This is a genomic window from Methanimicrococcus hacksteinii (assembly GCF_032714515.1).
GTDB classification, from domain to species: Archaea; Halobacteriota; Methanosarcinia; order Methanosarcinales; family Methanosarcinaceae; genus Methanimicrococcus; species Methanimicrococcus hacksteinii.
In genome coordinates this window covers 78146-103184 of record NZ_JAWDKC010000008.1, presented here as the reverse complement: position 1 = coordinate 103184, position 25039 = coordinate 78146, and the positions used below count along the sequence as shown (strand labels likewise).

Annotated in this window: 21 protein-coding genes, 1 tRNA gene and 1 other RNA gene; 7 read left to right on the top strand and 16 right to left on the bottom strand. The window is 44.0% G+C overall.

Translation table 11 applies throughout. From position 1 onward, the window contains the following. Nucleotides 1-3 precede the first annotated feature (3 nt). From MmiAt1_RS01995 to MmiAt1_RS01985, 3 genes are all read right to left on the bottom strand, one after another. Entirely contained in the window at nucleotides 4-1053 is a 1050-nt protein-coding gene (locus MmiAt1_RS01995; protein WP_318785232.1) for a hydroxymethylglutaryl-CoA synthase, read from the bottom strand. A gap of 854 nt (nucleotides 1054-1907) precedes the next feature. Beyond that, nucleotides 1908-2870: a CPBP family intramembrane glutamic endopeptidase gene (locus MmiAt1_RS01990; RefSeq protein ID WP_318785231.1), complete on the bottom strand. Its 963-nt coding sequence runs from the start codon at nucleotides 2868-2870 to the stop codon at nucleotides 1908-1910. A 321-nt stretch (nucleotides 2871-3191) separates the two neighbouring features. Then, nucleotides 3192-3935: a helix-turn-helix domain-containing protein gene (locus MmiAt1_RS01985; protein ID WP_133517474.1), complete on the bottom strand. Its 744-nt coding sequence runs from the start codon at nucleotides 3933-3935 to the stop codon at nucleotides 3192-3194. Nucleotides 3936-4407: 472 nt separating this feature from the next. Here MmiAt1_RS01985 and MmiAt1_RS01980 point away from each other — a divergent pair, with 472 nt between their 5' ends. From MmiAt1_RS01980 to thiC, 6 genes are all read left to right on the top strand, one after another. Beyond that, the gene (locus MmiAt1_RS01980) at nucleotides 4408-5106 is read left to right on the top strand and encodes a CRISPR-associated protein Cas4 (protein ID WP_318785230.1); all 699 of its coding nucleotides are present in this window, start codon (nucleotides 4408-4410) and stop codon (nucleotides 5104-5106) included. Nucleotides 5107-5224: 118 nt separating this feature from the next. Next, nucleotides 5225-6253, top strand: coding sequence for an AIR synthase family protein (locus MmiAt1_RS01975; protein ID WP_318785229.1), 1029 nt, complete (start codon nucleotides 5225-5227; stop codon nucleotides 6251-6253). Nucleotides 6254-6394: 141 nt separating this feature from the next. Then, nucleotides 6395-6619: a hypothetical protein gene (locus MmiAt1_RS01970; protein ID WP_318785228.1), complete on the top strand. Its 225-nt coding sequence runs from the start codon at nucleotides 6395-6397 to the stop codon at nucleotides 6617-6619. Between the two features lie 143 nt (nucleotides 6620-6762). Beyond that, a complete protein-coding gene (locus tag MmiAt1_RS01965; protein WP_318785227.1) occupies nucleotides 6763-8343 on the top strand; it encodes a phosphoadenosine phosphosulfate reductase domain-containing protein in 1581 nt (526 codons plus the stop codon). Between the two features lie 448 nt (nucleotides 8344-8791). After that, nucleotides 8792-9835, top strand: coding sequence for a radical SAM protein (locus MmiAt1_RS01960; protein WP_318785226.1), 1044 nt, complete (start codon nucleotides 8792-8794; stop codon nucleotides 9833-9835). A gap of 379 nt (nucleotides 9836-10214) precedes the next feature. Next, nucleotides 10215-11498, top strand: coding sequence for a phosphomethylpyrimidine synthase ThiC (gene thiC, locus MmiAt1_RS01955; RefSeq protein WP_318785225.1), 1284 nt, complete (start codon nucleotides 10215-10217; stop codon nucleotides 11496-11498). A gap of 353 nt (nucleotides 11499-11851) precedes the next feature. On the opposite strand, the gene aglJ is transcribed toward thiC, so the two are convergent. From aglJ to purC, 13 genes are all read right to left on the bottom strand, one after another. Next, on the bottom strand, nucleotides 11852-12799 hold the full coding sequence (gene aglJ / locus MmiAt1_RS01950; protein ID WP_318785224.1) for an S-layer glycoprotein N-glycosyltransferase AglJ: 948 nt from the start codon (nucleotides 12797-12799) through the stop codon (nucleotides 11852-11854). Between the two features lie 156 nt (nucleotides 12800-12955). Next, the gene (locus tag MmiAt1_RS01945; protein WP_318785223.1) at nucleotides 12956-13510 is read right to left on the bottom strand and encodes a TATA-box-binding protein; all 555 of its coding nucleotides are present in this window, start codon (nucleotides 13508-13510) and stop codon (nucleotides 12956-12958) included. A gap of 346 nt (nucleotides 13511-13856) precedes the next feature. Beyond that, the gene (locus MmiAt1_RS01940) at nucleotides 13857-14318 is read right to left on the bottom strand and encodes a hypothetical protein (protein ID WP_318785222.1); all 462 of its coding nucleotides are present in this window, start codon (nucleotides 14316-14318) and stop codon (nucleotides 13857-13859) included. A 43-nt stretch (nucleotides 14319-14361) separates the two neighbouring features. After that, a complete protein-coding gene (locus MmiAt1_RS01935; protein ID WP_318785221.1) occupies nucleotides 14362-14625 on the bottom strand; it encodes a hypothetical protein in 264 nt (87 codons plus the stop codon). Between the two features lie 157 nt (nucleotides 14626-14782). Beyond that, nucleotides 14783-14867, bottom strand: a tRNA-Ser gene (locus MmiAt1_RS01930). Between the two features lie 106 nt (nucleotides 14868-14973). Beyond that, an RNA gene (ffs, locus tag MmiAt1_RS01925) (signal recognition particle sRNA) lies at nucleotides 14974-15289 on the bottom strand. A gap of 190 nt (nucleotides 15290-15479) precedes the next feature. Next, nucleotides 15480-15737: a hypothetical protein gene (locus MmiAt1_RS01920; RefSeq protein WP_318785220.1), complete on the bottom strand. Its 258-nt coding sequence runs from the start codon at nucleotides 15735-15737 to the stop codon at nucleotides 15480-15482. Nucleotides 15738-15859: 122 nt separating this feature from the next. Continuing rightward, nucleotides 15860-18436 (bottom strand): DNA helicase RecQ, encoded by a 2577-nt coding sequence (recQ, locus tag MmiAt1_RS01915; RefSeq protein WP_318785219.1) that lies wholly within the window; start codon nucleotides 18434-18436, stop codon nucleotides 15860-15862. Between the two features lie 312 nt (nucleotides 18437-18748). Then, nucleotides 18749-18943 carry a 30S ribosomal protein S17e gene (locus MmiAt1_RS01910; RefSeq protein WP_133517497.1) on the bottom strand — a complete coding sequence of 65 codons (195 nt, stop codon included), beginning with the start codon at nucleotides 18941-18943 and terminating at the stop codon, nucleotides 18749-18751. 251 nt (nucleotides 18944-19194) lie between these two features. Then, entirely contained in the window at nucleotides 19195-19341 is a 147-nt protein-coding gene (locus MmiAt1_RS01905; protein ID WP_318785218.1) for a hypothetical protein, read from the bottom strand. Next, entirely contained in the window at nucleotides 19331-20083 is a 753-nt protein-coding gene (locus MmiAt1_RS01900) for an MBL fold metallo-hydrolase (protein WP_318785250.1), read from the bottom strand. Before MmiAt1_RS01900 ends, MmiAt1_RS01905 begins: the two co-directional genes overlap by 11 nt. A 209-nt stretch (nucleotides 20084-20292) precedes the next feature. Continuing rightward, nucleotides 20293-21927, bottom strand: coding sequence for an NAD(P)/FAD-dependent oxidoreductase (locus MmiAt1_RS01895; RefSeq protein WP_318785217.1), 1635 nt, complete (start codon nucleotides 21925-21927; stop codon nucleotides 20293-20295). A 210-nt stretch (nucleotides 21928-22137) separates the two neighbouring features. After that, the gene (purC, locus tag MmiAt1_RS01890; protein WP_318785216.1) at nucleotides 22138-22863 is read right to left on the bottom strand and encodes a phosphoribosylaminoimidazolesuccinocarboxamide synthase; all 726 of its coding nucleotides are present in this window, start codon (nucleotides 22861-22863) and stop codon (nucleotides 22138-22140) included. A 503-nt stretch (nucleotides 22864-23366) separates the two neighbouring features. Here purC and MmiAt1_RS01885 point away from each other — a divergent pair. Beyond that, nucleotides 23367-24671, top strand: coding sequence for an ATP-binding protein (locus MmiAt1_RS01885; RefSeq protein ID WP_318785215.1), 1305 nt, complete (start codon nucleotides 23367-23369; stop codon nucleotides 24669-24671). Nucleotides 24672-25039 lie beyond the last annotated feature (368 nt).

Sequence of the window (25039 nt, the reverse complement as noted above, 5' to 3'; positions counted from 1 at the left end):
ACCTCATCCGAAATTGATCTTACCTTTGTGGTGCGCATATTTACCGTAGTCCAAGTAAATCGGATCAGCAAGCAATTCTTCAACGGTCGGAACTTTGCCGCGGAATTCTTCGATCTTGTCGGTGACACGGATACTGAATGCGTCAGATCCTGCGCCTGAACCGTAAGCGGTTGCGAAGATTCTTTCTCCGGGCTTTGCAATGTCAAGCGTTGCGGCGATACCCATCAAACAGGAACCGGAGTAAGTGTTTCCGAGTCTCGGGACGACAAGTCCGGGTTTGATCTGTTCTTTTGTGAAGCCGAGCATCTGCGCGGCTCTTTCGGGGAATTTGCCGTTGGGCTGGTGGAAAACTGCATAGTCGTAGTCTTCGGGTTTTGTGCCCATCTTTTTAAGAAGACCTTTGGCACCGCTTGTCACGTGTCTGAAGTAACCGGGGTCACCCGTGAAACGACCGCCGTGTTTCGGATAGTGCTGGTGTTCGCGTCTCCAGAAGTCGGGCGTGTCGGTTGTAAAAGAGTATGTGTCTTCGATAACGGCGATAAGCTCGGATTCTTTGCTGCCGATAATGAATGCGGCACCGCCGGCTGCTGCCGTGTATTCGAGCGCGTCGTTCGGAGCGCCTTGGGAAACATCGGCGCCGATTGCAAGGCCGAGGTCGACCATGCCGGAGCCGGCAAGACCCATACAGACCTGGACGGCTGCAGAACCTGCTTTACATGCGAATTCAAAGTCTGCCGCTGTCATGTCGGGCGATGCGCCGACTGCTTCGGCAACGATTGTACTGGTGGGTTTCACCGCATACGGGTGGCTTTCGGAACCGGTGTAGACCGCTCCGATTCTCTGCGCGTCAAGACCGACGCGGTTGACTGCATTTCGGGCTGCGGAAACGGCAATCGTTGCCGCATCTTCGTCAACATCAGGAACGGATTTCTCATAGACTTTTAAACCGTTCTTTAAAATTTCGGCATCTCCGCCCCAAACCTTAGCAATTTCTTCGGTTTTGATTCTGTAACGGGGAATGTAAGCGCCGTAGGAAACAATTCCAACTGTCAATTTATTCACCTTTTGTGTCGAATAATGACTGCAAAAAAATATCCGATTCGGATTCAGGCAGTCATCAAATTTTTCGGTTAAGTTGTTGTTTCAGTTCTGTTCTGAACTGTCCTGTGCTTCATAAACAATTAACCAAACCGGTGAAAAAACAACCAAGGCCGATCGTAAAAACATTGAGAAACAAAGTAATATTCCTCTGTGGCGAATCGGAAAAGATTGAAAAATACGACCGATTTTACGGATTTATTAAATTGTTTATTTTATGGCTTCGAAACAGACCGAAAAATCTGCTGCCGGCCCGACGGGTTCGAAGTGTTCAGGCGGCAGCGATTTCTCAGTGCAGGTTTTCGTTTTTTCCTCATATAATACCGTTTTTTAATTTTTTAAACCATTTCTTCTGTCTGTTTAGAGCATTACCTCTTGACTTCGGATGCCCTTTGAAAACTCAAAGCGACATACCCCGAAGCACTTACTGCAAAAGATGAAATCGTGGTATATAAAAGTAACGTAGACGATTTCGTTAATTGACGTGAAATTTAGAACGGATTCGGCAAAAAATACGGCTATTTGATAATTAAAACAAATACCGGATAAAACATTACAGATTATTTTTCAAAACGCCCGAAAAACAAAAAGCAAAACGAAAAAAACGAAAAATAAAAAAGAAAACTAAAAACGAAAAAAAGATCAAAACAAAAAAGAAACGAATGAAAAACGAAATCGGATTCGTGATTAATTATTAGAAATGCAGCGGCCCGCGCGCGGCAAAGCGCGGCAGGACACGGCAAATCCAAATACGAATGCGAACCCGAATGCGAATACGAATATAAATTAATACAAACCGCGCAAATGAATCATGTCGCAAGCGCGGTAATTCCCGTCAGCGCCATAATCAAATTAAAGGCAATGAAAACAACCGTCCAAAAAGCCGTAAACGTATGGCGCCAAACTTTTTTACCGGTTTTATTCTGAGACAAATCAGATTTTATTTGCTTCCGCCCGAAGAATAAAACGGCAATTCCGCCGACCAGGAAAATGCCGTAAATCACGTAAAGCATCAGGTCGGAGGCGGAAGGATCCAAATATTCAAAAAGGCGGCCGAGCAGATCGGAAAACACAAAATTGTTGATGACATGAAGCAAAACGGCCCATTTTAAAGAGTATTCAATCGCAACGTACCCGAGAACCAAACCGACGAGAACGGCGAAAATACTTTGCGTAAAGTTGGCGTGAAAAACGCCGAACAGAATTGCCGAAACGACGATGGCATAAACTTTTCCGTATTTTTCGAGGAATCTGAGAATCGCGCCGCGGAAAACAATTTCTTCGGCAATCGGTCCCAAAAACGAAGCATACAAAAACATGGAAAAAGTCATGCTGACAGAAGATACGGCTTCAATGGCTTCCAGATTTGTCAGGCCGAACAGATTCAAAAACGCTTCAAAAAGCCCGCTCAAAGCAAAGAAAAACGGCTGAGCCAGCATGAAGCAGAAGAAAAGAGCGACAAAAGCCCGCGCGGTCATTGATTTATTCTTTTTTGTCAGATCTGAAAGGAATTCTTTTTTTCGAAAAAGCAGAATGAGAATCATGCCGAGACAAAGCCCTGCAATGATCAGCCAGCCGTTTTCGGCGGTCTTATAAAGTTCCTCCTCAGGAAGGTCCGGATTTTGAAACAAAAGGAAAACGAGCAGCGGAACAAACATAAGCAGCCCGTAAAAAAATAAGGTTCGGGAAAGTTGATTGATGTTTTTCCGAAATGTTTTACAATCTGTTTTTTCAGTTTCTGCCGACAATGAACCGGGGGTTGTTTCTGTCATTATTATGAACACCTTTTTTTAAAGTAAACCGCAATTTCAGCAAATGCGGACAAATAAACAATCAAATGAATGATCAAATAACAAATAAACAATCAAATGAATGAATCAAATAAATGAATCAGATAAATGAATCAAATAACAGCCGAATAATATTCAAATAAATAATCAAATCAAATAAACAATCAAATGACAAACAAATAATCAAATAAATTCAAGTCAAATGGAACAAATAATCAATAAGTAATCCGCTGACGAACAAACAAATCAAATAACTGCAGCCGAACAAAATTCTATTTTTGAAAAACGGAAACGGAAAGGAAATTAAATTCCTTTAATTGAATACTGACCGTATTTTTTCAGCTCGGCGATGGCTTCGTCCAAATCTTTTGTCGTGCAGAGAAGCGGAATTCTGTCGACTTCCGCCATTTTAACGGCCATCGGATCGACTTCGTCTTTGGACAGGCCGTGAAGAACGATTGCGCCGGGCTTTAAGTTTGTGACGCGAATGGCGACAAGCGGAGACTTGCCGGTGGACACTTTGGTAAAAACCATCGCGCGGTCGGTGCTCCAGCCGTAAAGGCGCTGGAATTCGTAAGACGTCATTTCCAAAATGGAACGCTTACTGTCAACGACCGAAAAACCGTAAAGCGGACGTTCCATGCCGCGGTAGAGGACTTGAGCGTCCAGAAGAGAAACCAATTTTTGGAATTGGATCGGAATGGAATATTCGTAAGTGGAATAGATGGATTCTTTGGAACTGTCGGCCGTCAGCATTGTTTCATAAGCGTGAATTTTTTGGCCGCCGCGTTCCGTGTCGATTGCGAGCAGCGATTCAACGATTTTGCTGACCATGAGCGTTCCCGGAGATTTACGCCGGCCGGACTCATAATCACTGATAACCGAGGGCGAAACCTGTAAAGAATTCGAAATGTCCGTTTGAGAAACTTCAAAATTCAATCGCCATTTTTTGAGACATTCGCCGGGCTTCTCGGAGAGCGTAATCTCCCCCGCCATTTTTTCGGCAAGTCTTTTCTTTAAATTTTCGAAAGCTTCGTTGTCTGTCATGACAAAGGAAAAACGAATGATTTCAATATAAATGTATCTCAGCTTCCGGTCATTCTGCGGCTGTCCTGCCGCGCGCGCAGGCGGGACAAACTTCCGAAAAATTCAAAAAACGGAGACCGAGTTTGAAAAAAGTTTACATTCAAAGAATTTGAATTTAAAAAATTTGAATTTAAAAAATTTGCATTTAAAGATATCGATTTTGAAAAAAACGCAATCTGAAAATAGTTTGACTTTTTGAATACAAATCATGTTTCAAAAAAAGAATAAAAAAGAAAAAGATGAAAAGAATGAAAAGAATGAAAAAAATGAAAAAAATGAAAAAACAGTTTTTGTCTCTGAAATTCGAATTTGGTCGGCATGTCCGAAACAATTGTATTTCAAATATTCCGCCGAAAAAAAAGGACATCCGGATTTATTGTTTGGCGACAGCCGAGCCGGGGTTTTTGAAAACAAGGTTTGGCGGGAAATTTGTTTGGAACTGCCGGCTCTTGTTTCGGAACAGATTGATGAAAACCCGGATGTCGTTTTTGCCGAAAATAATGAATTTAAAAAACAGCTGGAAGATTTAAGAATTGAAATTTTAAAAGAGCAGCAGGAATTCGAAGAGAAACAGACGAACGTTACAGAAGAAGCCGAAGAAGCCGAAAAAGCAGAACAAGTTCGGGACAAAATCGAAAAGCTGTGTGCGAATGTTGATTCCGTAATCCGAAGAGATGGAACGGAGATTTTTGAATTTGTCGCCGCCCCGATAAATATTGAAAAAACATTTTATTTCCCAAAAGCGGATTTGACGGGAACGCCGCCCAAAGTTTTAATGATTGATGAAAAACGGCTGCCGTATTTAATTAAAATTTCAAGCGCGCCGTCAAACGGTGTTTGGGAATCGGACAGAATAACGGCGGCAGCTTATTTGATGATATTGAAAAATGAATTCGGGCGGCAATTTGTATCCGACGGCGCCGTCATTGATTACTTCGGAGATTATCGAATGATTCGAATTCGGCCGCAGGACCGAAGAAAAGTTTTTCGCGCCGTCCGAAAAATCAAAGACATCAAAAAAGGGAAAATGCCGCGCGAGAAAAACATTTTTTTGTGCCCGAAATGCGTTTACAGGGAAAAATGTCATGTAAAGGCAAAGACTTTGTTTTCAAAAATATTCGGCGAAGCGTGAATTTAAATAAAAAAAATCATTTTTACGAATAGAACTTTGGAAAAGAACCGGAAAAAAACTTTGAAAAGAATTGGAAAAAACTTTGAAAAAGAACTTGGAAAAACTTTGGAAAAGAACTTTGGAAACAGAAATTATGGATATCGGAAAAGTGCCCCACGACCTTTTGGAAAAAATTGTTTTTCAAAAGCTGAAAAACTTTGATGAAAAGGTAAAAGTCTCGCCGGGAATCGGTGAAGACTGCGCGATTTTAGATATCGGAGATCAGTTTTTTGTTCTCTCCTGCGATCCGATTACGGGAACGGCAAAAGAAATCGGAAGACTTGCCGTCTATGTTTCCTGCAACGACATTGCTTCCTGCGGCGTCCGCCCGCTCGGCCTTTTGGTCACAATTCTTCTGCCGCCCGAATCAACGGAAGACGATTTGGACAAAATCATGGCAGAAATCGCGGAAACCGCAACCGCATTGAATGTCAGCATTATCGGCGGCCACACGGAAGTGACGGATGCCGTTGCAAGAATTGTGATTAACACGACTGCCGTCGGCATTTCAAATAAGAATAATGTCATCAGTTCATCCGGCGCCGCTCCGGGCGATAAGATTATTATGACAAAAACCGCGGCGCCCGAGGGAACCGCAATTATTGCTTTTGAAAAAGAAGAAGAATTGAAGAAAGAATTCGGCGAAGCGTTTGTCAAAAAAGCGCAGTCGATGATTTCTCAAATCAGCGTGATTGAAGAAGGCGCCGCTGCAGGCGAACTGGGCCCGGAAATCATTCATTCCATGCATGACATCACGGAAGGCGGGCTTTACGGCGCGCTGTGGGAGACGGCGGAAGCGTCCAAAACGGGCATCATCGTCTATGAGGAAAACATTCCGATAACGGATGAGACGAAAAAAATCTGTGAATTTTACAATTTGAATCCGTACCGGCTGATTGCAAGCGGCACCATGATTATGACAACGCCGAATCCGGAACTTGTTTTAGAAAAACTGAAAGAAAAAAATATCCCGGCCGCCGTCATCGGAGAAATTGCCGCAAACCCGCTGAAACGCCTGATTTACAAAAACGAAAAACAGGAAACCGAAACGATGAGCGTTTTGCGCGCGCCGAAATCGGATGAGCTGTATAAAGTGCCGCGTTCGTAAAAACCGTTTGCTGCATTAAGAGAACACAGCAATATATTGGCAAAAAAGCAACGATTGCATACAACCCCGAAACAGGCTATGTTATAACCGGCTGGAAAACCGGAAAAAGAGACTTGAAAAAATATAACAAGAGGTGATTAAATGTTAAAAATCGAATTGTCAGAAAAACAATCCAATCTTCTTAAACGTATAAGTGCACCGTACGATCCTGAAAAAGACTACAGCGACGACGATGACTTAATCGAATTGGAGCATTTTATCACAGATTATGTTTTAGAGCATGAAGTCGAAAACGGTGAAGTTTCAAAATTCGGCGAACAACTCCTCGCTGTGCACGGTTATATTATCGATAAATACGACAGTTAATGTGAACCATACATGATTTTTATGAACCGTGTTCGTAAGAAAAATGACTTTTAATAAGATGAAAACATTTTGCCTGCATGGTCAAACCCGTTTTTTTAGGAAAATTAGTCTTACATTGGTGTCCCGCGTGCAATGTTCCTGTTTTGGATAAAAAATGCGCCTGCGGATGCAAAACGAATTTTGTAACCGTCACGCCGCCGGCAGACATCCGTCCGGCGTTTCCGTATGACATTCAGCGCATTAATGAAGTGTCTGTCCGCCAGTTCGGCAAGAAAATGATCGGCGACGGCGAAATTGCCGTTTACAACAAAGCGCCTTATGATGACCGAATGGAAGAAATCATCTGCGGCGGCGAGGTTATCGGAACGATTCGTTTTGAAATTGACAAGCCCGGGTGGGTGCTTTTGCCGCGGCTAACGGGTGCGCGCCGCATTTTTAATAAGGATTCAAAAACAGAAGATCCGGATGCCGAAAAGAACTTGAAGAACTGGATTATGGTTCACGAGAAAGCAATTCCGTTCGTTGCCGACGGGTCCAGCGTTTTGGTCCCGGGAATTTTAAGAACGGCGCCCGGATTTGAAAAAGAAGACGAGGTCGTCGTTGTCACGCCCGATTTTGAAATCATTGCCGCCGGCCGCGCGAAAATGTCTTCCGATGAAATTGAAAATTCCGAGCGCGGCAAAGCCGTTAAAATCCGCTGGAATATGAAAGACGAAACGGAAAAAGAAACCGAAAAAGGTGAAGCAGAAAAAATTGAAGCGGAAAAGGAAAACACGGAAAAGAAAAAAGCAAAAAGCGGAATTGAAGCAAACAGTGCCGCAAGCATACTGCCGCCCGACAAAGAAATTCCCGAGGGAACGCCGGTTCGGGAAATTTGGCAGAAAACCGTTGATGCCAACCGTCATGTGATTGACAAATTTGAAGCCGACAGCATCAGATTTATGCAGAACGCGGCAAACAACATGAGCCGGAAGCTGACTTGTTCGTATTCGGGCGGCAAAGACAGTTTGGTAACGCTTCAGCTGACGGAAAAAGCATTCGGAAAAGATTCCGGAAACGAAAGAGAATATGAAATCATTTTCGCCGACACCGGCCTTGAATTTCAGGAAACGATTGACAACGTCAAAGAAGTCGTTGAAATTTACGGTAAACCGTTTAAAGAAACATCCGCGGGAAATGCCTTCTGGGAAGAATATCAAACCAACGGTCCGCCGAGCGTGGATAATCGCTGGTGCACCCAATCCTGCAAACTTCAGCCGATTACGAATGTGATTGAAATGAATTACGCCGACGACGGCGGCTGCATGACCTTTATCGGCCAGCGCCAGTATGAATCCAAAGCACGCGCCAAAAGCCAAAGAATCTGGAAAAGCCCGTCCGTGCGCGGCCAGATCGGCGCCGCCCCGATTCAGGAATGGACGGCGATGCACGTTTGGCTTTACATTTTCGACCAGAATCTGCATTACAATCCGCTTTATGAAAAAGGTCTTGACCGCATCGGCTGCTGGCTCTGCCCCGCCGCATCCTTAGCCGATTTCGAAAATTTAAAGACAACACATCCCGAAGCGATGGAAATGTGGGAAGGAAAACTCATTGAAGCCGGCCGCGAAAAAGGAATCGAAAACCCCGAGAATTGGGTGAAATTCGGGTTGTGGCGCTATGACAGACTTCCGCCGCTGATGCAGAAATTGGCTGCTGAAAAAGGCGTCAAGTATAAAAAATAAATTTGAGGATTTCCTCAAATTTGTTTTTCTTCTTTTCTTTTTTTGAAAAAAACGGGCGACAGTTTTGATTGTTTTTTTGAAAAACGGGTGCCGATTTTGATTGATTTTTTGAAAAATAGGTGTCGGTTTTAGTTGATTTTTTGAAAAGATGTGCGGCTCGCGCGCGGCGGCCGCAGCTGAGTGCCGAGTGCCGAGTGCTGAGTGCTGAGTGCTGTTCTGCGCACTGTCTTTTAAGGCGAAACCGTAAAAATCGCGCAGCGATCCCGTCACAGATGATTCAAAAGTTATTTTTGACGCCGTTCATTGTGATTGATTCATTTGCTGTTTATTTCTCTCGGTTCTGATTTTTTCATTTTAATTTTTTCCTTATTTTTCCTCCTTTTTTTGGACAAACTTTAAGTCTTTTTAATTTCTTTTTTTCCGCGTGTCAAAATTCGATCCGGTTTTTATGGCCAAAAGCGCTTGGCAGATGAAAGTCAGAAGACGTCCCGTGACAATTTCGCATTCCGTGAATTCTTCCTGCAACCTGCGCTGCTCCTTCTGCGACGAATGGAAAAAGAATCTTGCTGAAAAAGAAACGCTTTCCGATTTACCTGCGAATCCCCGAGAACCTTCTTTTGAAGATGTCTGCAAAATTATTGATCTGGCCGTTGATTTCGGAATCGGCTCTTACAATGCCTGGTCGACCGAACCGCTTCTCAGGAAAGATTTGCCGGACATCATGAAATACGCCAAATCCAAAGGAATGAAAACATTTACGATTACAAACGGCCTGCTGCTCAAAAAAAGGATGAACGCGCTCAAAGATGCGGATTACATTTCTGTTTCCGTTGACGGGCCGACGGCAACGCGCGAAATCCGCGGCGCCGATTACGACACCATTTTAGACGGCATCCGATATGCATCCGAAAGCGGTCTTCTGAACGAACCGCTTTTAATGAACTGCGTCATCAGCGGCAAAAATCTGGATGAAGTCACCGATCTGCTTCGTTTTGCAAAAGAGCTCGGCAACGTTAAGATGGCCGTTGAACCGATTTATTCTTTTCAGAGAATGGACGACACAGACTGGGACGGCATGAGCATCAGAAAAGATCAGCGCCCGCAATTCGTTTCTTTGATGAACGAATTGATTGACATGAAAAAACAAGGTTATCCGCTGATTAATTCCAAAACTTATTTGAAAAGAATACGCGACGGCAAAGTCATTGAAAACTGCCGTGTCGACCGCGGCATTTTAGCGATTGACCATCACGGCAATTTGTATAACTGCCGCATTCATAACACACCGCTCGGCAACGTTTTAGAATCTTCCGTTTTCAGCGAAGACGGCAAAATTATCAAAAACGGCATAACGGAAGTTTGGAACCAAACCAAAAAAGAACGCAAAAATATGATTCAAAATTGCGAAGGCTGCCAGTTTTTCGGCTACGCCGAACTGACGCTGATGAATAATTACAACATCGAATCATTTTACGGCTACGAATGGCTGTAATTTTTTGTTTTCTTATTTTTTCATTTTTCGTTTTCTTATTTTTCCTTTTTTCACTCCTTCTCACCCTTTTTTTATTTTTCTTTTCTTCTTTTTTCTTCGTTTATTGCTGTTTTCTTTTTTCAACTTTTATTTTTAAACACAAATATAACTCAATTTCACTTGTCGTTAAATCCATTTTATTTAATTTATTATTGAAAAACAACATCTGTTTATTATAATATCAAAATAATTTGTTTTAAAATCAATTTTGTTTTTTAAATAGGTATATATCCCAAAAATGAGTTTTAGATTTATCTCATGACTGCAGGCAATCCCTGCATGATTTCAAGCTTTGATGTCATTGAGTCCGTTTTACAAAAACTAAGAGAGGAGTTATAATATGTCCATTGTTACAGACGCAAAGAACGGTATCATTACCGACGAAATGAAAATCGTTGCAGAAAAAGAAGAATTAGACCCTGAATTTATCAGAAGAGGCATTGCCGCCGGCAGAATTGTCATTCCGGTCAGCCCCTACAGAAAAGTCAAACTCGGCGGTATCGGTCAAGGCTGCCGCACCAAAATCAACGCCTCCATCGGCGCTTCTTCAGACATCATTGACATGCAGATGGAAATCGACAAAGCCGTCGCCGCAGAAAAAGCAGGCGCCGACACTTTGATGGAACTCGGAACAGGCGGCGACTTCCTCGGCATCAGAAAAGCCGTTTGTGACGCAATTACGCTTCCGGTCGGATCCGTTCCGCTCTACCAGGCATTTATCCAGGCTGCCGAGAAATACGGTTCTATCGTCCACATGACCGAAGACGAGCTCTTCCAGGCAACAGAAGACCAGGCCAAAGCCGGTACCTGTTTCATGGCGATTCACACCGGTATCAACCAGATTACGCTTGACAGATTGAAAAAGCACGGCAGATACGGCGGCCTCTGCTCACGCGGCGGCGCTTTCATGAGCACATGGATGCTCCACAACGAAAAAGAAAACCCGCTTTTCGCTCAGTTCGATTACCTTTGTGAAATCTTAAAAGAACACGAAGTCACATTGTCCACCGGCAACGGTATGCGCGCAGGCGCCGTCCACGACGCAACCGACCGCGCACAGGTCCAAGAATTGATCATCAACTCCGAATGCGCTGAAATCGCGCACGACAAATACGACCTCCAAGTCATCGTCGAAGGCCCCGGACACGTTCCGCTCGACCAGATCAAGACCAACGTCCAGCTGATGAAAGTCATGAGCAACTACAAGCCGTTTTACATGCTCGGCCCGCTCGTTACAGACATCGCGCCCGGCTACGACCACATCACAACCGCAATCGGTGCCGCTGTTTCCGCATCCTACGGCTGCGACTTCCTCTGCTACGTGACGCCTGCCGAACACTTGGCCCTTCCGAACATCGACGATGTCGTGACCGGTGTTAAGACCTCCAAGATTGCAGCGCACATCGGTGACATGATCCGTCTCGGCAAGAGAGAAGAAGACTTGGCCATGGCCCGTGCCAGAAGAGAACTCGACTGGGAGAAGATGTACGAAATCGCAATTGACGGCGAACACGCAAGAGCTGTCCGCAACAGCCGCGCACCCGGCGACGAAGACGCCTGTACCATGTGCGGTGACTTCTGCGCTCTTAAAATCGTCAACCAACACTACGATCTCGCAAAATAACACTGATTGGGCAATCCTATGATCGCTCGATCATAAAAACAATTCCTCATCAAAACGTAAACAACAGAGAAGGAGTCCCCATCTCCTTCTCTTACGTTTTACCTTTTGTCTTTTGCTTTTTTCATCTTTTTGGGATTACTTTTTTGTTTAAATCTTAAATCAAAACCCGGGTTCGTTTTTCTTTTCTTTTCTTTTATTTTCAAATTGTGCTGTTCGCGCGCGAAGCGGCCGCTCACAATACAAAACAACGTCAAAAAAGCAGAATTAATTCGAATCAATCGGCAGAGATAATGAAAAAAGAAAAAAATGAAAACCGGAATAATGAAATAAGTTTGTGAAAAAATGAAAAAGAATCAGAATTGATCGTATTCTTTTTCCTGTTCTTTCCGGTTGGCTTGAATCGCTTTTAATGTTTTTCTGTGAAGGGTCGCGCTGATGTCGGCGACAAATCCGGCAATCAGAAGAACGGCGCCGATTCCGGCAAAGAAGAAAACGGCTGTTCCGAGCGTTGAGCTGTGCCATGTGATGAACGGATGAGCCGCAGCCAAAAGCAAAGCGATAACGAATGAAAGCAAGCTCCAAACGCCGAAGAAAAACAGCGGGTTGTAGAAGCGCGAATATTTGTAAACGGCCATGCTGATTCTGTAGCCGTCGCGGATCGGGTGAAGCTTCGTCTCCACTTTTTCGGGGCGCGGCAGGTATGTGATCGGCACTTCCATCATTTTTTGGCCTTTTGTCAGGCATTCGACGGTCATTTCTGTTTCAATGACAAAGCCGTTTTGTTTTAAATCCAAAGCTTGAATCGATTCGCGTGTAAACGCGCGGTAACCGGTTAAGATGTCGCGCAGACCGGACCGGAAAGCGCGGCGGAAAAACCAGTTGATCAGGCGGTTTCCGAGAAGGTTTAACGCGGTAAACGCACCCGGCGTTCTTCCGGCAATTCTGTTTCCGGCAACGTGGTCGGCTTTGCCTTCCAAAACCGGATACAGCAAATGATGAATTTCTTCGGGCAGCTCCGTGCCGTCGCCGTCAATCATGACCATGTATTTTTCGGTCATGGCGTCAAACGCCTGAATCATGGCTTGGCCTTTGCCTTTGCCGCTTTGAACGACAACGCGGGCGCCGGCGGCTGCGGCAGCTTCTCTTGTTTTGTCTTTGCTGTTGCCGTCATAAACCAAAATATTGTTGTAGCCGACTTTTTGAAAGCCCTCAATCACGTCTTTAATGGCGTCTTCTTCGTTGAGGACGGGGATAAAAATACAAACATCATTTTTGTCAAAAATCAGGTTTTTGTCTTCCATAAAAATCCCGAATCACTATTTTTCTGTTTTGTTCTCGACCGTTCCTGATATTGAAGCGGCGGAATTTGCTGTTCAAATAATAAGAATAAATAAGCTGATAATAAGAATAAAATAAAGATGAAAATGAAAAAATTAAAAAAATAAAGGACAAGAGACTTACAAAAGTCCCATGTTGTCCAACTGTTCACGGACGACTTCAACGCCGCGTGCGCAGTCTTCGGGTGTTTTGCCGCCGGTGACGACAAGTTTGCCGGAGCTGAAAATCAAGACGACGACTTTCGGGTCGCTGATTCTGTAAACAAGTCCGGGGAATTGTTCGGGTTCGTATTCGATGTTTTCGAGACCGAGGCCGATTGCGATTGCGTTGAGGTTCAAAACGGCTTTGAGGTCGGCGGACGCGACAATGTTTTGGACGGCAATGTCGGGATTTTCAATTGTTTTGATGCCGATGCTGTTTAATTTTTTAGCCATGTTGCCGATGACGGTGTGAACGTCGGCCACATTTTTGGCGCCGGTACAAACGACTTTGCCGGATGTGAAAACAAGGAAGGCCGCTTTCGGGTCGGAAACGCGGTAAACGAGGCCGGGGAATTTCTGTTTGTTGTATTCCGCGGTCTGGAATTTCTCAACAATTAAGTTCAAATCGAATTCTTCCGCCAATTTGGTGGACGCGACAACATTTTCAATTTTAAGGTTTGAATCATTGCTCATAATTATTACCGTATACGATTTTTAATGTTATGTGCTATATCTGTTATAAAAGTCAGTTTAATAAAAAATCAATAATTGTTCGTTAATTCTCGAATTCAGTTTTCTTGAATCAATGCGGATATTCATAAACGCTTATCAAGTATATAAATACTATATATAAGATTTATAAACGAAACGTTTTTTTCCAAATCCTAAAACAAGTAAAATGAAATCAAAAATGAACATCACGAACGTAATGAACGCAAATGAAATGTAAAAAAATGCAAACAAAATTCATAAAATGTAAAAAAAGCAATAAAATGTAAAAAAAGTAAATGAAATGTAAAAAATGCAAAATCTAAAACATTCAAGTCATCGGCGCTTCACAAAAACCGATCAGACGATAAATCCGATTTCCGTTTTCTTCTTCTTTTTGGAAAATGAATGTTTTAGCGTATGTTCTTTTTTTGAAAGTATCGAAATAAATAACGTCCGCATTTTCAATCATCGATTCTTTGATCCGGTTCTCGGCGCTGTCTTCACTCAAGCCCTTTTCCTCTTCTTCATCATCGCCTTCGCTCTTTTCTTCGTCCTCTTCTTCGCCGTTTTCATCAATATCGGGAAGTTCTGTTTCCCATTTTTCAATCTCAATCTCGTCGGCATCTGCTGAAAACGACGCCGCTCCCAAATCTATTTTCGAGCCGCAGCCGTCTTCTTCGTCCGCCTCGTCTTCGTCGGCCGCCATTCTCCATGTCAGCCCGTCTTTTTCCAAGATTGTTTGAATTTCTTCCAAAGAAGAAAATATTTCTTCAATTTCCATGAATTCCATTACGTTTTTCTCCTATATAACAAAAAGGAAGGCTGAGCTTGAATCAGCATTCGAAAGACGCAAAGGCCCGGCACGGGCGCGGGCATGAATGCGGGCGTGAGCGCGACAGCTGTGCAGACAGCAGCAAACGGAAACAGTAAGGTAGCTGTGGCAAACGGAAACGGTAGGTGGCTGTGCCCACGTTCGCGTAGCGAACGGATGTGATAAAAATGATATGATGCATATGGAAATGCAGCTGACTGGCAATCATTGCAGATGCGGACAGCAGCCGGCAGCCGGCAACTGACAGCCGGCAACTGACAAGCAATCAGACAATTTATAAAAAAACGAACCGCAATTTCATTCAATTTTTGAAAAAGCAATCCTATTTTTGGCTAATTCGACGACAAATCGGCACAACCCGCACGCGCCGCCGCCTTTCAAAAGCAAAGCTCACCGATTTAATTTTCAAAAAACAAGAAAAACGACGAGAGGGGGATTTGAACCCCCGAGTTGCAAAGCAACACAGGATTAGCAATCCTGCGCCCTACCGAGCTAGGCTATCTCGTCAAAAGATGATGACTGTTCGTTTTTGCTTTCCCATAAATGGAATTGAGATATTTAATGCTTACCGTCCCTTTCGGACAGTCCGCTTTTCTCGGCAAATCAATAGAAAAGGTGAGCACGCATCCGGTTCGATACATCTTCCATACGCAGTCTCCAAAATCTCTCCTCCGCCCCGCAACCCCGCAAGCGACTGTTGTCCGCGGTAAGTCTGCTCCCTTCCGGGCCTGAACCGGTTTCCACGATTAAGAAAGCCGAACCAAAACTCCTTTTGTCTCGGCAATCACCACATTCCCAGCAGGACGAGGTTTCAACGTTAAGATTTCGGACTTGACATAAAGTCAATGCACCTGGCCGGAAGCTTCATCACCCGCGTATCGGCGATTTCGGGTTACAAGCGACGCCTAGCTGCCCTGACTAGCCCACCGAGTAAATCATAAGCATGGGATAATTTATAAGCCTATCGTAAAAAATTCCTTGCTACGCTCGGAATTTTTCAAAGGGCGGGGGGAGGGCGGTGTTTGCAGAAAAATTGCTTCGCAATTTTTTACGGCTCCGCCTACGATTGGAGGGCGGTGTTTATGAAAAACCGCTTCGCGGTTTTTACGGCTTCGCCTTTTAAAACAGTCGCAGAACGGAACTCAGCGGGGCGTTTCGGACAAAACAGTCGCAGAGTTGAAATTTGCAGGTTTGTTCACAAATAAGACAGTTGCAAGGCAGAACTCGGCGGGGCGGTTTGCAAAAACAGTTGCAGGATTGGTACGGGGGCAGGGCGGACAAAAGAAGACAGTGCGCGGAACGGATAATATCAGCGCCGGCACCGCACTCGCGGCGGGCGCCGCCGCGCGCGAGCGACAGAAGTTTAAAAAGCGACAAAAACCAACCTTGTTTTTAAAATATTGGCAAAACCCAACCCCGTTTTTAAAATATCGGCAAAATCAAATCCTGTTTTTAAAATATCGGCAAAATCCGTTCCCTTTTTTTAAAATATTTTCAAATCAGTTTCGCCGTCTTTTCATTTCGGCAATCATCAGCGCTTTCATCAAACGAACTTCTTCATCGGATAATTTCAAATCTGTTTTTTCAGTAATGGCTGAGTTCATCAGTTTTTCCGTAAATTCGATCTGCAGTTTTTCAATCGTACCTGCAATTGCTTTTTGTTTTTGGTCGGTCATCAGAATATCCAAATTATCAATTTTGCCGGCGGCAATCAGCGCTTCCAAATGCTCGACGATTTTTAAAACCGGAATGCCGCGGATTTCTGAAATTTCGCTGACGGAAAGTCCTTGAGAAAACAAACTTTGTGTCTGTTTCAAATCATTTTCCGAAAAAATGTCGTCTCGGTCGGCTTCAACCGGGTTTTCTACGATTTGCTTTGATTCGGTTTCAATCGAATTTTCTTCGGTTTGCTTTGATTCGGATTTGGGCTTTGGGGGGTCTGCGGGTTTGACCGAAAACGGTGTTTCCACTTCTCCGATATAATCGCTGATCTCGTTAATGAACAGGCCGCCGTATTTTTGAAGTTTATATTCGGCAACGCCTGCAATTTTCAAAAAAGAAGTCTCATCTGTCGGAAAATCGGTTGCCATCTGGCGCAGGCTTGTGTCTGCAAAAATGATGTACGGGGGCAGATTTTTGTCAGTTGCGATCCGTTTTCTTAAATCCCGCAGGCGGTTGAATAAAATTGTGTCAAACTTCCCTTTTTCAATGCTTTTTGGGAGTGCTGCGGTGCGTTTTGTGCTTTTCGGAGCGGGGGCGTCTTCCATGGTGAGCGTTTTTTGAACTTTTTCTTTTTCGGCGGGTTTTGCCGGTTTTAAATATTTTTCAATGCCGTCGGCCATGATTGACTTTTTCCCGCCGTAAACGATGGAGCCGCCCGAATTTTCAGCGTAGTCGTCATTTTCCATGATTTCATTTTCGACTTCAAAATCATCTTCAACGCTTCCGAAAATGTCTTCCGTTTCATCAACATAGGCCCCGGCTGCCAAATCAAGGTCTGCCGCGGCGGCCTCGGGCAGAACTGTCCGCCCTTTTGAAATTCTTGAAATCGGTGCTTCGGTCAGTTCGACCGTTAATTCGCCGGCCATGATTTTTCGGCTGTTCGGATTTAGCTTCACAATCGGAAAACGATCTCCGCCGACATTCAAATATCCCGACTGAACCAATTCGTTGCCGATTCGTTTCCATTCGTTTTTGGAAATATGTTTGCCGGCGCCGTGAATGCTCAATCGGTCGTGGCGCATGTCTTTGACTTTCTGCGTCCGCGCGCCGTACAAAACGTCAACGACGTGAGACATGCCGAAGCGCTGCCCGGTTTGGTTCACGCATTCCAGAAGCAGACGCGCTTCTTCCGTGTTGTCCACTTTCGTCCTCGGGTGGAAGCAGGAGTCGCAGTTGTTGCACGGCTCTTTAATGTCTTCGCCGAAATAGCGCAGAAGAACATTGCGGCGGCAGTCTGTGCTTTCGCAGTAGCCGATGATTTGAGACAATTGCTGAAATCCGAGGTCTCTTTCTTTTTTGCTCGGCTTCTTTTCAATCAAAAACCGGATTTTGTGCCAATCCCCGCGGCTGAAAAATAAAATGCATTCGCACTCCAGTCCGTCCCTTCCGCCGCGGCCGGTTTCTTGGTAATAGCTTTCCAAATTTTTCGGCAGGTCGTAATGAATCACGAATCGGACATCGGGTTTGTCGATTCCCATGCCGAAAGCAACTGTTGCGACAATGATGTCCACATCGTCGCGGATGAATTTATCCTGATGGCGCGCGCGTTTGTCATCCGAAAGGCCGGCGTGATACGGCAGCGCCGAAAAGCCGAGCTTGTTCAGGCGCGCGGCCAGCCGCTCGACGGCATCGCGGCTCTGGCAATAAATAATGCCGGATTTGCTGCGGTTTTTTCGGATATATCCTTCCAGCTGGTCCATCACATCTTTCTTTTCCACAATTTGATACGAAAGATTCGGCCGATTGAAACTGGAAATTCGAATCACGGGATCCCGAAGGCGAAGAACATGAACGATATCTCTTCGAACGCGTTCCGTTGCGGTTGCTGTCAGCGCGGCAACGCAGACATTCGGGAATTTCTCGCGCAGCTCCGATAATTTTCGATACTCGGGGCGGAAGTCATGGCCCCATTCCGAAACACAGTGCGCCTCGTCAATTGCAAAAAGACTGATTTTCGTTTTTTTCAAAAGCGACAGCATCGATGACATCATCAGGCGCTCGGGCGCAACGTAAAGAATTTTTAAATCGCCGTCCAAAAGCCGGCGTTTGACATCGGCACTTTCCGATTCCGAGAGCGTGCTGTTTAAAAAAGCGGCGGAGATGCCGTTTGCAACCAAACTGTCCACCTGGTCTTTCATCAATGAAATCAAAGGAGAAACGACAACGGCCGTTCCTTCTTTCATCAGCGCGGGAATCTGATAGCAAAGCGATTTTCCCCCGCCCGTCGGCATCAAAACGAAAACGTCCCGATCGTCAAGAAGCCCTTGAATGACTTCTTCCTGATTCGGGCGAAACATCGTATACCCGAAGTTTTTCTCAAGAACCGTTAACATTTCTTTGCCGGATGCTGACATTTTTTAAAACCTGTGAAATTATTTGGATTTGGTGAGTAATTTAATCGTTGATAATCGATTTGATAATCAATGATAATCAATTTGATGATTAATTTAATCGATTTGATGATTGATTTGACCGATTTGATGATTGACTTGATCAATTTGATTGATTTTAATATTTCAAACAATTAAAAGGACTTTGGCTTGGAGGGTGAAAGTATTGCCGGACATTTTGCATATTTTATATGCCTGACTGCCGACAGCAAAAGCTGTTTGATGTAATCAAAAAAAGAAAATAAAAAAGAATAAAAATTAAGAAAAGGACCCAAATCAGTATTTGGGTGCGCGTCTGACTTTTCTTGTGACATATCCGGCAACTTTGTTGCGGATGGTTTTGCTTTCAATGGTTGTGTATTTTGTCACAAGCGCTTTGTTCTGGTCAAAGTCTTCTGTAAAAACGTCGCCGTAGTTGTTTAAAAGTTTGAATGAAATGGTTTTGATGTTGGAGTGTCTAATATTTCCCATGTTATCCTCTCTTGATTTTGTTAGTTTTAATGATTTAAATTTAATTTATGCTAATCTTTCTCTTGCCGTTTTTATTTGAATCATAAATGAATGATGATTGTGAAATGATGATTTAATGAATGAAACGTGTGACGCGCCTTACGCGTCTGATTTCTTATAAATCAAACCGAAAGTTTACGATTGAAGGGTTCGTTTTGATTTATACTTTTTGCAAAACTCATCGTAAAGGTTGCTCAAATACTTTTCTTTATTTAAATATATTCCGTTTCAAACCGTTCGGTGAAATCAGAATAAAAATGAGTTGAATCAATTAAAAACGGTCCCGAATTTGAATCGCTTCTTTTGAATCTGTGCGGCTCGCGCGCGGAAGGCAGCGCTGCAGCTCCCTCATGACTCAAACTCAAATTCCATTCCATCATACCCGAGAGGCAACCCGTTCTCTTCAACTTCAACGTCATGCGGCTTATAAAAATGACCCAAATGCGTCAAAACCGTTCGTTTCGCGTGAATCTTTTCCGCAATCTCAAGCGCCTGCTTCGAATTCATATGTTTGTTGACTTCCATATGCGCGGGAACAATCGCGTCGACGATGAACAAATCCGGATTTCGAATGTAGTCCAAGCTTTTCTCTGAAATATTTTTTTCGGAATCGCCGCTGATGACAACTTTGTTTTTCCCGTCCGAAATCATAACGCCGGCGGGATGTGTTTCCGGCGGATGAATGACTTCAAATAACGAAAATTCGAGGCCGATTAAAGAAAAAGGTTCGTAAAAATTCACGTAATGCTTCACAGGTTCAATAAAATGAACCATTTCGGAAATGTAATCCACCGTCTCCCGATAACCGTAGACGTGGATGTCTTTTTGGATACGGTAAAATTCGGGAAAACCGCCGTAGTGATCGTAATGCCCGTGCGTCCAAATCACGCCGTCAATGTGCCCGATGTCTGCTTTCAGAAGCTGAAGGCGCATGTCAGGAGAAGTGTCAATCAGAACATTGCCCTGCTCGGTTTGAACCAAAATTGAAAAACGGGTCCGATTGCTTTTAGTCCCGCATTTCGCATCCGTACACGCGGCGCAGGAACAGCCGATCTCAGGCGTCCCCGGCGCATCTCCCGTTCCCAAAAGCGTAATTTTCATTGACATCAGTTCTCAATATGTCTCTCTCGTCTATTTAAAAATTGTCAAAACATTTCCGATTTTGACGGTTTCGCCGTGAAAACCCGTCCCGGAACAGACCCGCAGGACAGAACGCCCGGCGGCCGCGCGCGAGCCGTGCCATTTTTTAAGCAAACAAAAATGAATCCAGTGTTTATCGAATTTTAAAAAATAAAGGAAAAATAAAAAGATTATTCCGAAATCGGCGGCAAATAATCTCTTTTGAAATTGTATCCTTTGAAATCGTTCTGCCGTTTCAGTTTGTTGTCGGCATTTAATTTTCCGAGGAGCTCAATGACGGAATAGGCGGCGCGCGTGACGCCCATACTTCTTTTGTCGGTATCGGTTCCCGCGATGTAAAGATTTTCAATCGGAGAGCGGATATCGGCAAATTCACCGCGGACAGTGATTGCGGCTTTTTCGGGAATCGTAATTTGTTCATGGCGCATCACAGCGTGTTTTTCGATGTTCGGCAAAAGTCCGAAAAGCTGGTTGTAAGCGTCGTCTGTTTTGCTTTTGACATCTTCATACTGCGGAATGAACGCGAATCCGACGGACTGGCATCCTTGCGGCGCCAAATTCGGGTCGTAGTTGCTGATCGGGCCGCCCCAGTACGGCATTTCTTCAAACTGGACTTCCGATCCGATATAATCAAATTCGGGACAGATTTCATCCAGGCCGAGCCAAATACTTAAGCTGACCGTGTGGTTGATTCCTTTAAGTTTGTTCACATAATCGACAGGCAATTCCATCATCTGCGGCAGCGCGCTTGCAAATCCGGTGTGAACGATTAAATCGGCATAATATTCCGCATCTGCCGTCTCAACGCCGACAGCTTTGTCTTTGTTCGATTCGGCGTCAAATTCCGTTAAAATTTTCTGAACGCGCGTCCCGATTTTAATGTCGGCCAAAGAAGGCATTGAACGGAGCGTGCAGTCCGTAATGGCCTGAACGCCGCCGATCGGGTACCCTTGCGTTGAAAATCCGCCTTTGTGCGTCAGCGTTTTTCTGAAAGCTTCCAAAACGGAATCATTCTTTTCGGCAGATTTTGCTTTCTCGGAACCGGATTTCTTTTCTTTCTTTTTCCCGTCTTTTTTGTCTTTCTTCTTTTCACCCTTTTTATCCGCTTTCTCTTCCTTTTGATCCTGTTTTTCGTCCATTTGATCTGTTTTTTTGTCCTTTTGATCTGCCTTTTCCTCTTTCTTGTCGGTTTTGCCTTTGACAATTGCTCTGTATTCTTCGGGCGTCAGCTTGTCTTTTTCTTTGACAACACCGGCACCCGCGGCCATCCGCTGAACCGAGGTTTCTTTCATGCCGCGGCCGGACATGAACATTGAAAAAGTGTTGGCAAAAGCAAGTGTTTCATGGCTGAGGCTTTTCGGGAGACATTCGTAAACAGACCGGTCGGAATAATCCTCGCCGCGGCTGACTTTAAGCATAACGCCGCCGATGGTTTTGGCCAGCTTCATTCTGTCCGCGACCGGAAGATAATCAAACATCAAAAAATCATGAACATTCGTCGGGCAGCGCACTAAAGAAGCGTCGGGCGTTCGAATGTAATAATTACCGTACGGCTGAAAGTTGGGAACAACAACGTAATACTGGTCCATCAGCATCGGGAGCGGGCCGCCCCGAAGCGCGGTGATTGCGTGCGGGCCGGTGTCCACCGTAAAGCCTTCTTTTTGATAGCTGCGGCAGTTGCCGCCGACAGTTTCGTCTTTCTCAAGAACAAGAACCCGATTGCCGTGTTTTGACAGCGTGAGCGCCGACATCAATCCGCTGATGCCGCCGCCGATAACAATAACGTCATAATCGTCGTTTTGCATAATGATAACATCCAAATTATAATAATGAATATAATAATGACTACACTTTTTGTAAATTCATCAAAGGATAAAAAAGTAGCAGTTTACAAATTTCAGACCGACAGATGAAATATATCACTGCGCCGCCGCGCGCGAATTGCCGGGTTTTTAAATAAAGTCACCGAATTCGGCCGGACTGTTAAAAAATGAGAAGAAAAGAAGATTTTTGAATTACTCAAAAATCTCGGGAACAAGTTTTTTGGCGACCGTTTCATAAGCTTTTGTCAAATCGCCTTTGTCAAATCTGAAAATGTCTTTGTCGAATGATTCTTTGGTCACTTTGTCCCAAATGCGGCAGGTGTCGCATGAAATTTCGTCGGCGAGAACGATTTTGCCGTTCACGCGGCCGAATTCAAGTTTGAAGTCCGGCAAAAGGTAGCCGTTCCGGTCGAAATACGGAACCAAAATACTGTTGATTTTCAGCGCCGTTTCTTTGAGATAAATCATTTCTTCGTAAGCGGCAACACCGAGCGCGTATGCGATGTCTTCATTAATCATCGGGTCCTGATATTCGTCGCTTTTGTAGTCAAAAACCACAATCGGCTTTTCAAAAACTTTTCCTGCGGGCATCGGGTATTTTTTAGTGATGGAGCCTGCGGCAATGTTTCGGACAATGACTTCCAATTTGATGATGTCAACAATATCCACAATCATATCAACATCGGACGCCATGCCTTTGTAATGGGTGTGAATGCCGTTTTCTTCAAGCATTTCGAAAATTTTGCGGGAAATCTGAGCGTTGTAATAGCCCTTTTTCGGCGCTTCGCTTTTCTTATCGCCGTTGAAAGCCGTCAGGCTGTCGCGGAATTCGGCAATATATTTGCCGGAATCATTTGTTGTGTAAATCGTCTTGGCTTTGCCGGAATAAATCGGTTCAAGTTTTTGAATGTCGGACATGTTAAACACCGGTAATTGAGTATTAAATCTGTAATAAATTGAAAATCATAAATTGAAAATCTTGTTTAAAGAATGAATGTATTTAAAGCGTTTGGGAATGAAAAATTTGTCGGATTGATCTGAATTTATTCTAAAACTCGTCACTCGATTCATAACTCATTGAAAGCTTCCATTCACGATAATTGAAAGCTTCCGGTTGTAATGGATAAAAGCTTCCGGTTGTAATGGACGAAAGCTTTCAGTTGTAATGGACGAAAGCTTTCAGTTGTAATGGACGAAAGCTTTCAGTTGTAATGGACGAAAGCTTTCAGTTGTAATGGACGAAAGCTTTCAGTTGTAATGGACGAAAGCTTCCATTCGTAATGGACGAAAGCTTCCATTCGTAATGGATGTATTCAATCATTTAAAATGCAAAATTTTATTATTATTGACGATATAACTTATCCTTTCAAATTAACCCTTATTTTACAAGCAACCCCCAAAACAAAAGGAAAAATGATATTATGGTCTCCTCCGAAACGTTAGATGTTATCGAATTACTCTTAACCGCTGAAATTTACAACGATCAAAATGAGTTAATCGTCAACGATATCCCTTCCAAAATCCGCCGCACACTGTGGGATGCAAAGACCCGCAATGTCGCTAAGCCGATTAAACTCAACAAAACAGTTGTCAAAAACATGTTCGGAATTGAAGATGTCGAAAATGCGCTTAAAGTCAACGGCAAGCCTTTCGCTTATGCCGTTTTGGATACTTATTCCGGAAACCTCCGGCTGACGGAAGGCAGTTTGGAATCCGCAGCCGACTGGTTTAAAAGACAAGACGAATCCCGCGACAGAATTCTGGAAAATCCTGTTCTGGCTTATTATTACGGCAACATTGCCGAAGAAAGCGACATCAGCTACGAAGAAGCTGCTTCCAAAAATCCGCCGAAAGAAGCTTCTAAAGAATGGATCGAATCCATCATCGAAGAACTTTCCGAAGACAAAGGAAACGGCCGCGAATGGCTGAAACTTGCCTACATCAAAGCGCCCGAAGAAGTTCGCGAATCCATGGACGAACTGATTTTGACGGAACGCCAGAAAAACGAGCTTCAGAAAATCGAACTGGCGATTAACAATAAAGAACACTTCAAAAACATCGGCCTTTACGACATCGGAAAAGTTCTTTTCGTCGGCCCTCCCGGCACCGGTAAAACTTCCTTTGCCCGCGCGCTTTCTAAAAAACTGTCCATTCCGATTGTGGAAGTTCACCTTTCCATGATTACCGACCAATATCTCGGCGAGACATCCAAAAACATTGACCGCGTGTTCGCGCTGGCCAAAAAATTCGACCCCTGTATTATGTTTATTGACGAATTCGATTTCATCGCGACATCCCGAACCGCAAACGATGAACACGGCGCAATCAAGCAGGCCGTCAACACGCTTTTAAAAGCGATTGACAACACCAGCCTTGTGGAAGACGGCGTTTTATTGATTGCCGCGACCAATCACACCAAAAAACTCGATGAAGCCGTTTGGCGCCGCTTTGACGAAATCGTTGATTTCGAACGCCCGACACTTGAAATGAGAAAAGATATCTTGGACACCATTTTAAGAAGAATCGAAGGCAATATCGACACAGAAGCCATCGCCAAGAAAACGGAAGATTATACCGGCTCGGATTTGAGAATGGTTGTCCGCGAAGCCGTTTTGTCTGCGCTTCTGGATAAAAGATACAATTTGGTTCAGGAAGATTTGGAAAAAGCCGTCCGGTCTTTTGACAGAAGATCCGGTCTTAAAATGACGGCGTTTATTGAAGAATAACTGCAATAAGCGCTTTTCTTTTTCTTTTACTTTTTTATTTTCTTTTTTGCAAAACCCATCTTGCATTTTTGGATAATTTTGAATTAAAACGGTGCGTCTCGCGCGAGCGGCGGCGGCAGTTGAGTTCGATTCGGCTTTGATTTCTTTTTTCGTTTCCTTTTTTCATTTCCTTTTCTTTTTTTCATTTCCTTTTCTTTTTTTCATTTCCTTTTCTTTTTTTGCCTTAATTCTGCATGAGGTTTTTTGTCAAGCAATAATTTTAATTACTTCTATACTTTAATTTTTGATTCAGCGTTTTGTATTATATTCATACTTTCATGTTTAATCTAAACGCCGGCGCGTTTCTGTTCCTCATCAGGCGCGTGTTT

Coding starts and splice junctions, on each gene's coding strand:
- MmiAt1_RS01990 (WP_318785231.1), bottom strand. CDS start 2,870: ATGACAGAAACAACCCCCGGTTCATTGTCGGCAGAAACTGAAAAAACA.
- MmiAt1_RS01985 (WP_133517474.1), bottom strand. CDS start 3,935: ATGACAGACAACGAAGCTTTCGAAAATTTAAAGAAAAGACTTGCCGAA.
- MmiAt1_RS01970 (WP_318785228.1), top strand. CDS start 6,395: ATGTTAAAAATCGAATTGTCAGAAAAACAATCCAATCTTCTTAAACGT.
- MmiAt1_RS01960 (WP_318785226.1), top strand. CDS start 8,792: ATGGCCAAAAGCGCTTGGCAGATGAAAGTCAGAAGACGTCCCGTGACA.
- thiC (WP_318785225.1), top strand. CDS start 10,215: ATGTCCATTGTTACAGACGCAAAGAACGGTATCATTACCGACGAAATG.
- aglJ (WP_318785224.1), bottom strand. CDS start 12,799: ATGGAAGACAAAAACCTGATTTTTGACAAAAATGATGTTTGTATTTTT.
- MmiAt1_RS01945 (WP_318785223.1), bottom strand. CDS start 13,510: ATGAGCAATGATTCAAACCTTAAAATTGAAAATGTTGTCGCGTCCACC.
- MmiAt1_RS01940 (WP_318785222.1), bottom strand. CDS start 14,318: ATGGAATTCATGGAAATTGAAGAAATATTTTCTTCTTTGGAAGAAATT.
- recQ (WP_318785219.1), bottom strand. CDS start 18,436: ATGTCAGCATCCGGCAAAGAAATGTTAACGGTTCTTGAGAAAAACTTC.
- MmiAt1_RS01910 (WP_133517497.1), bottom strand. CDS start 18,943: ATGGGAAATATTAGACACTCCAACATCAAAACCATTTCATTCAAACTT.
- MmiAt1_RS01900 (WP_318785250.1), bottom strand. CDS start 20,083: ATGAAAATTACGCTTTTGGGAACGGGAGATGCGCCGGGGACGCCTGAG.
- MmiAt1_RS01895 (WP_318785217.1), bottom strand. CDS start 21,927: ATGCAAAACGACGATTATGACGTTATTGTTATCGGCGGCGGCATCAGC.
- purC (WP_318785216.1), bottom strand. CDS start 22,863: ATGTCCGACATTCAAAAACTTGAACCGATTTATTCCGGCAAAGCCAAG.
- MmiAt1_RS01885 (WP_318785215.1), top strand. CDS start 23,367: ATGGTCTCCTCCGAAACGTTAGATGTTATCGAATTACTCTTAACCGCT.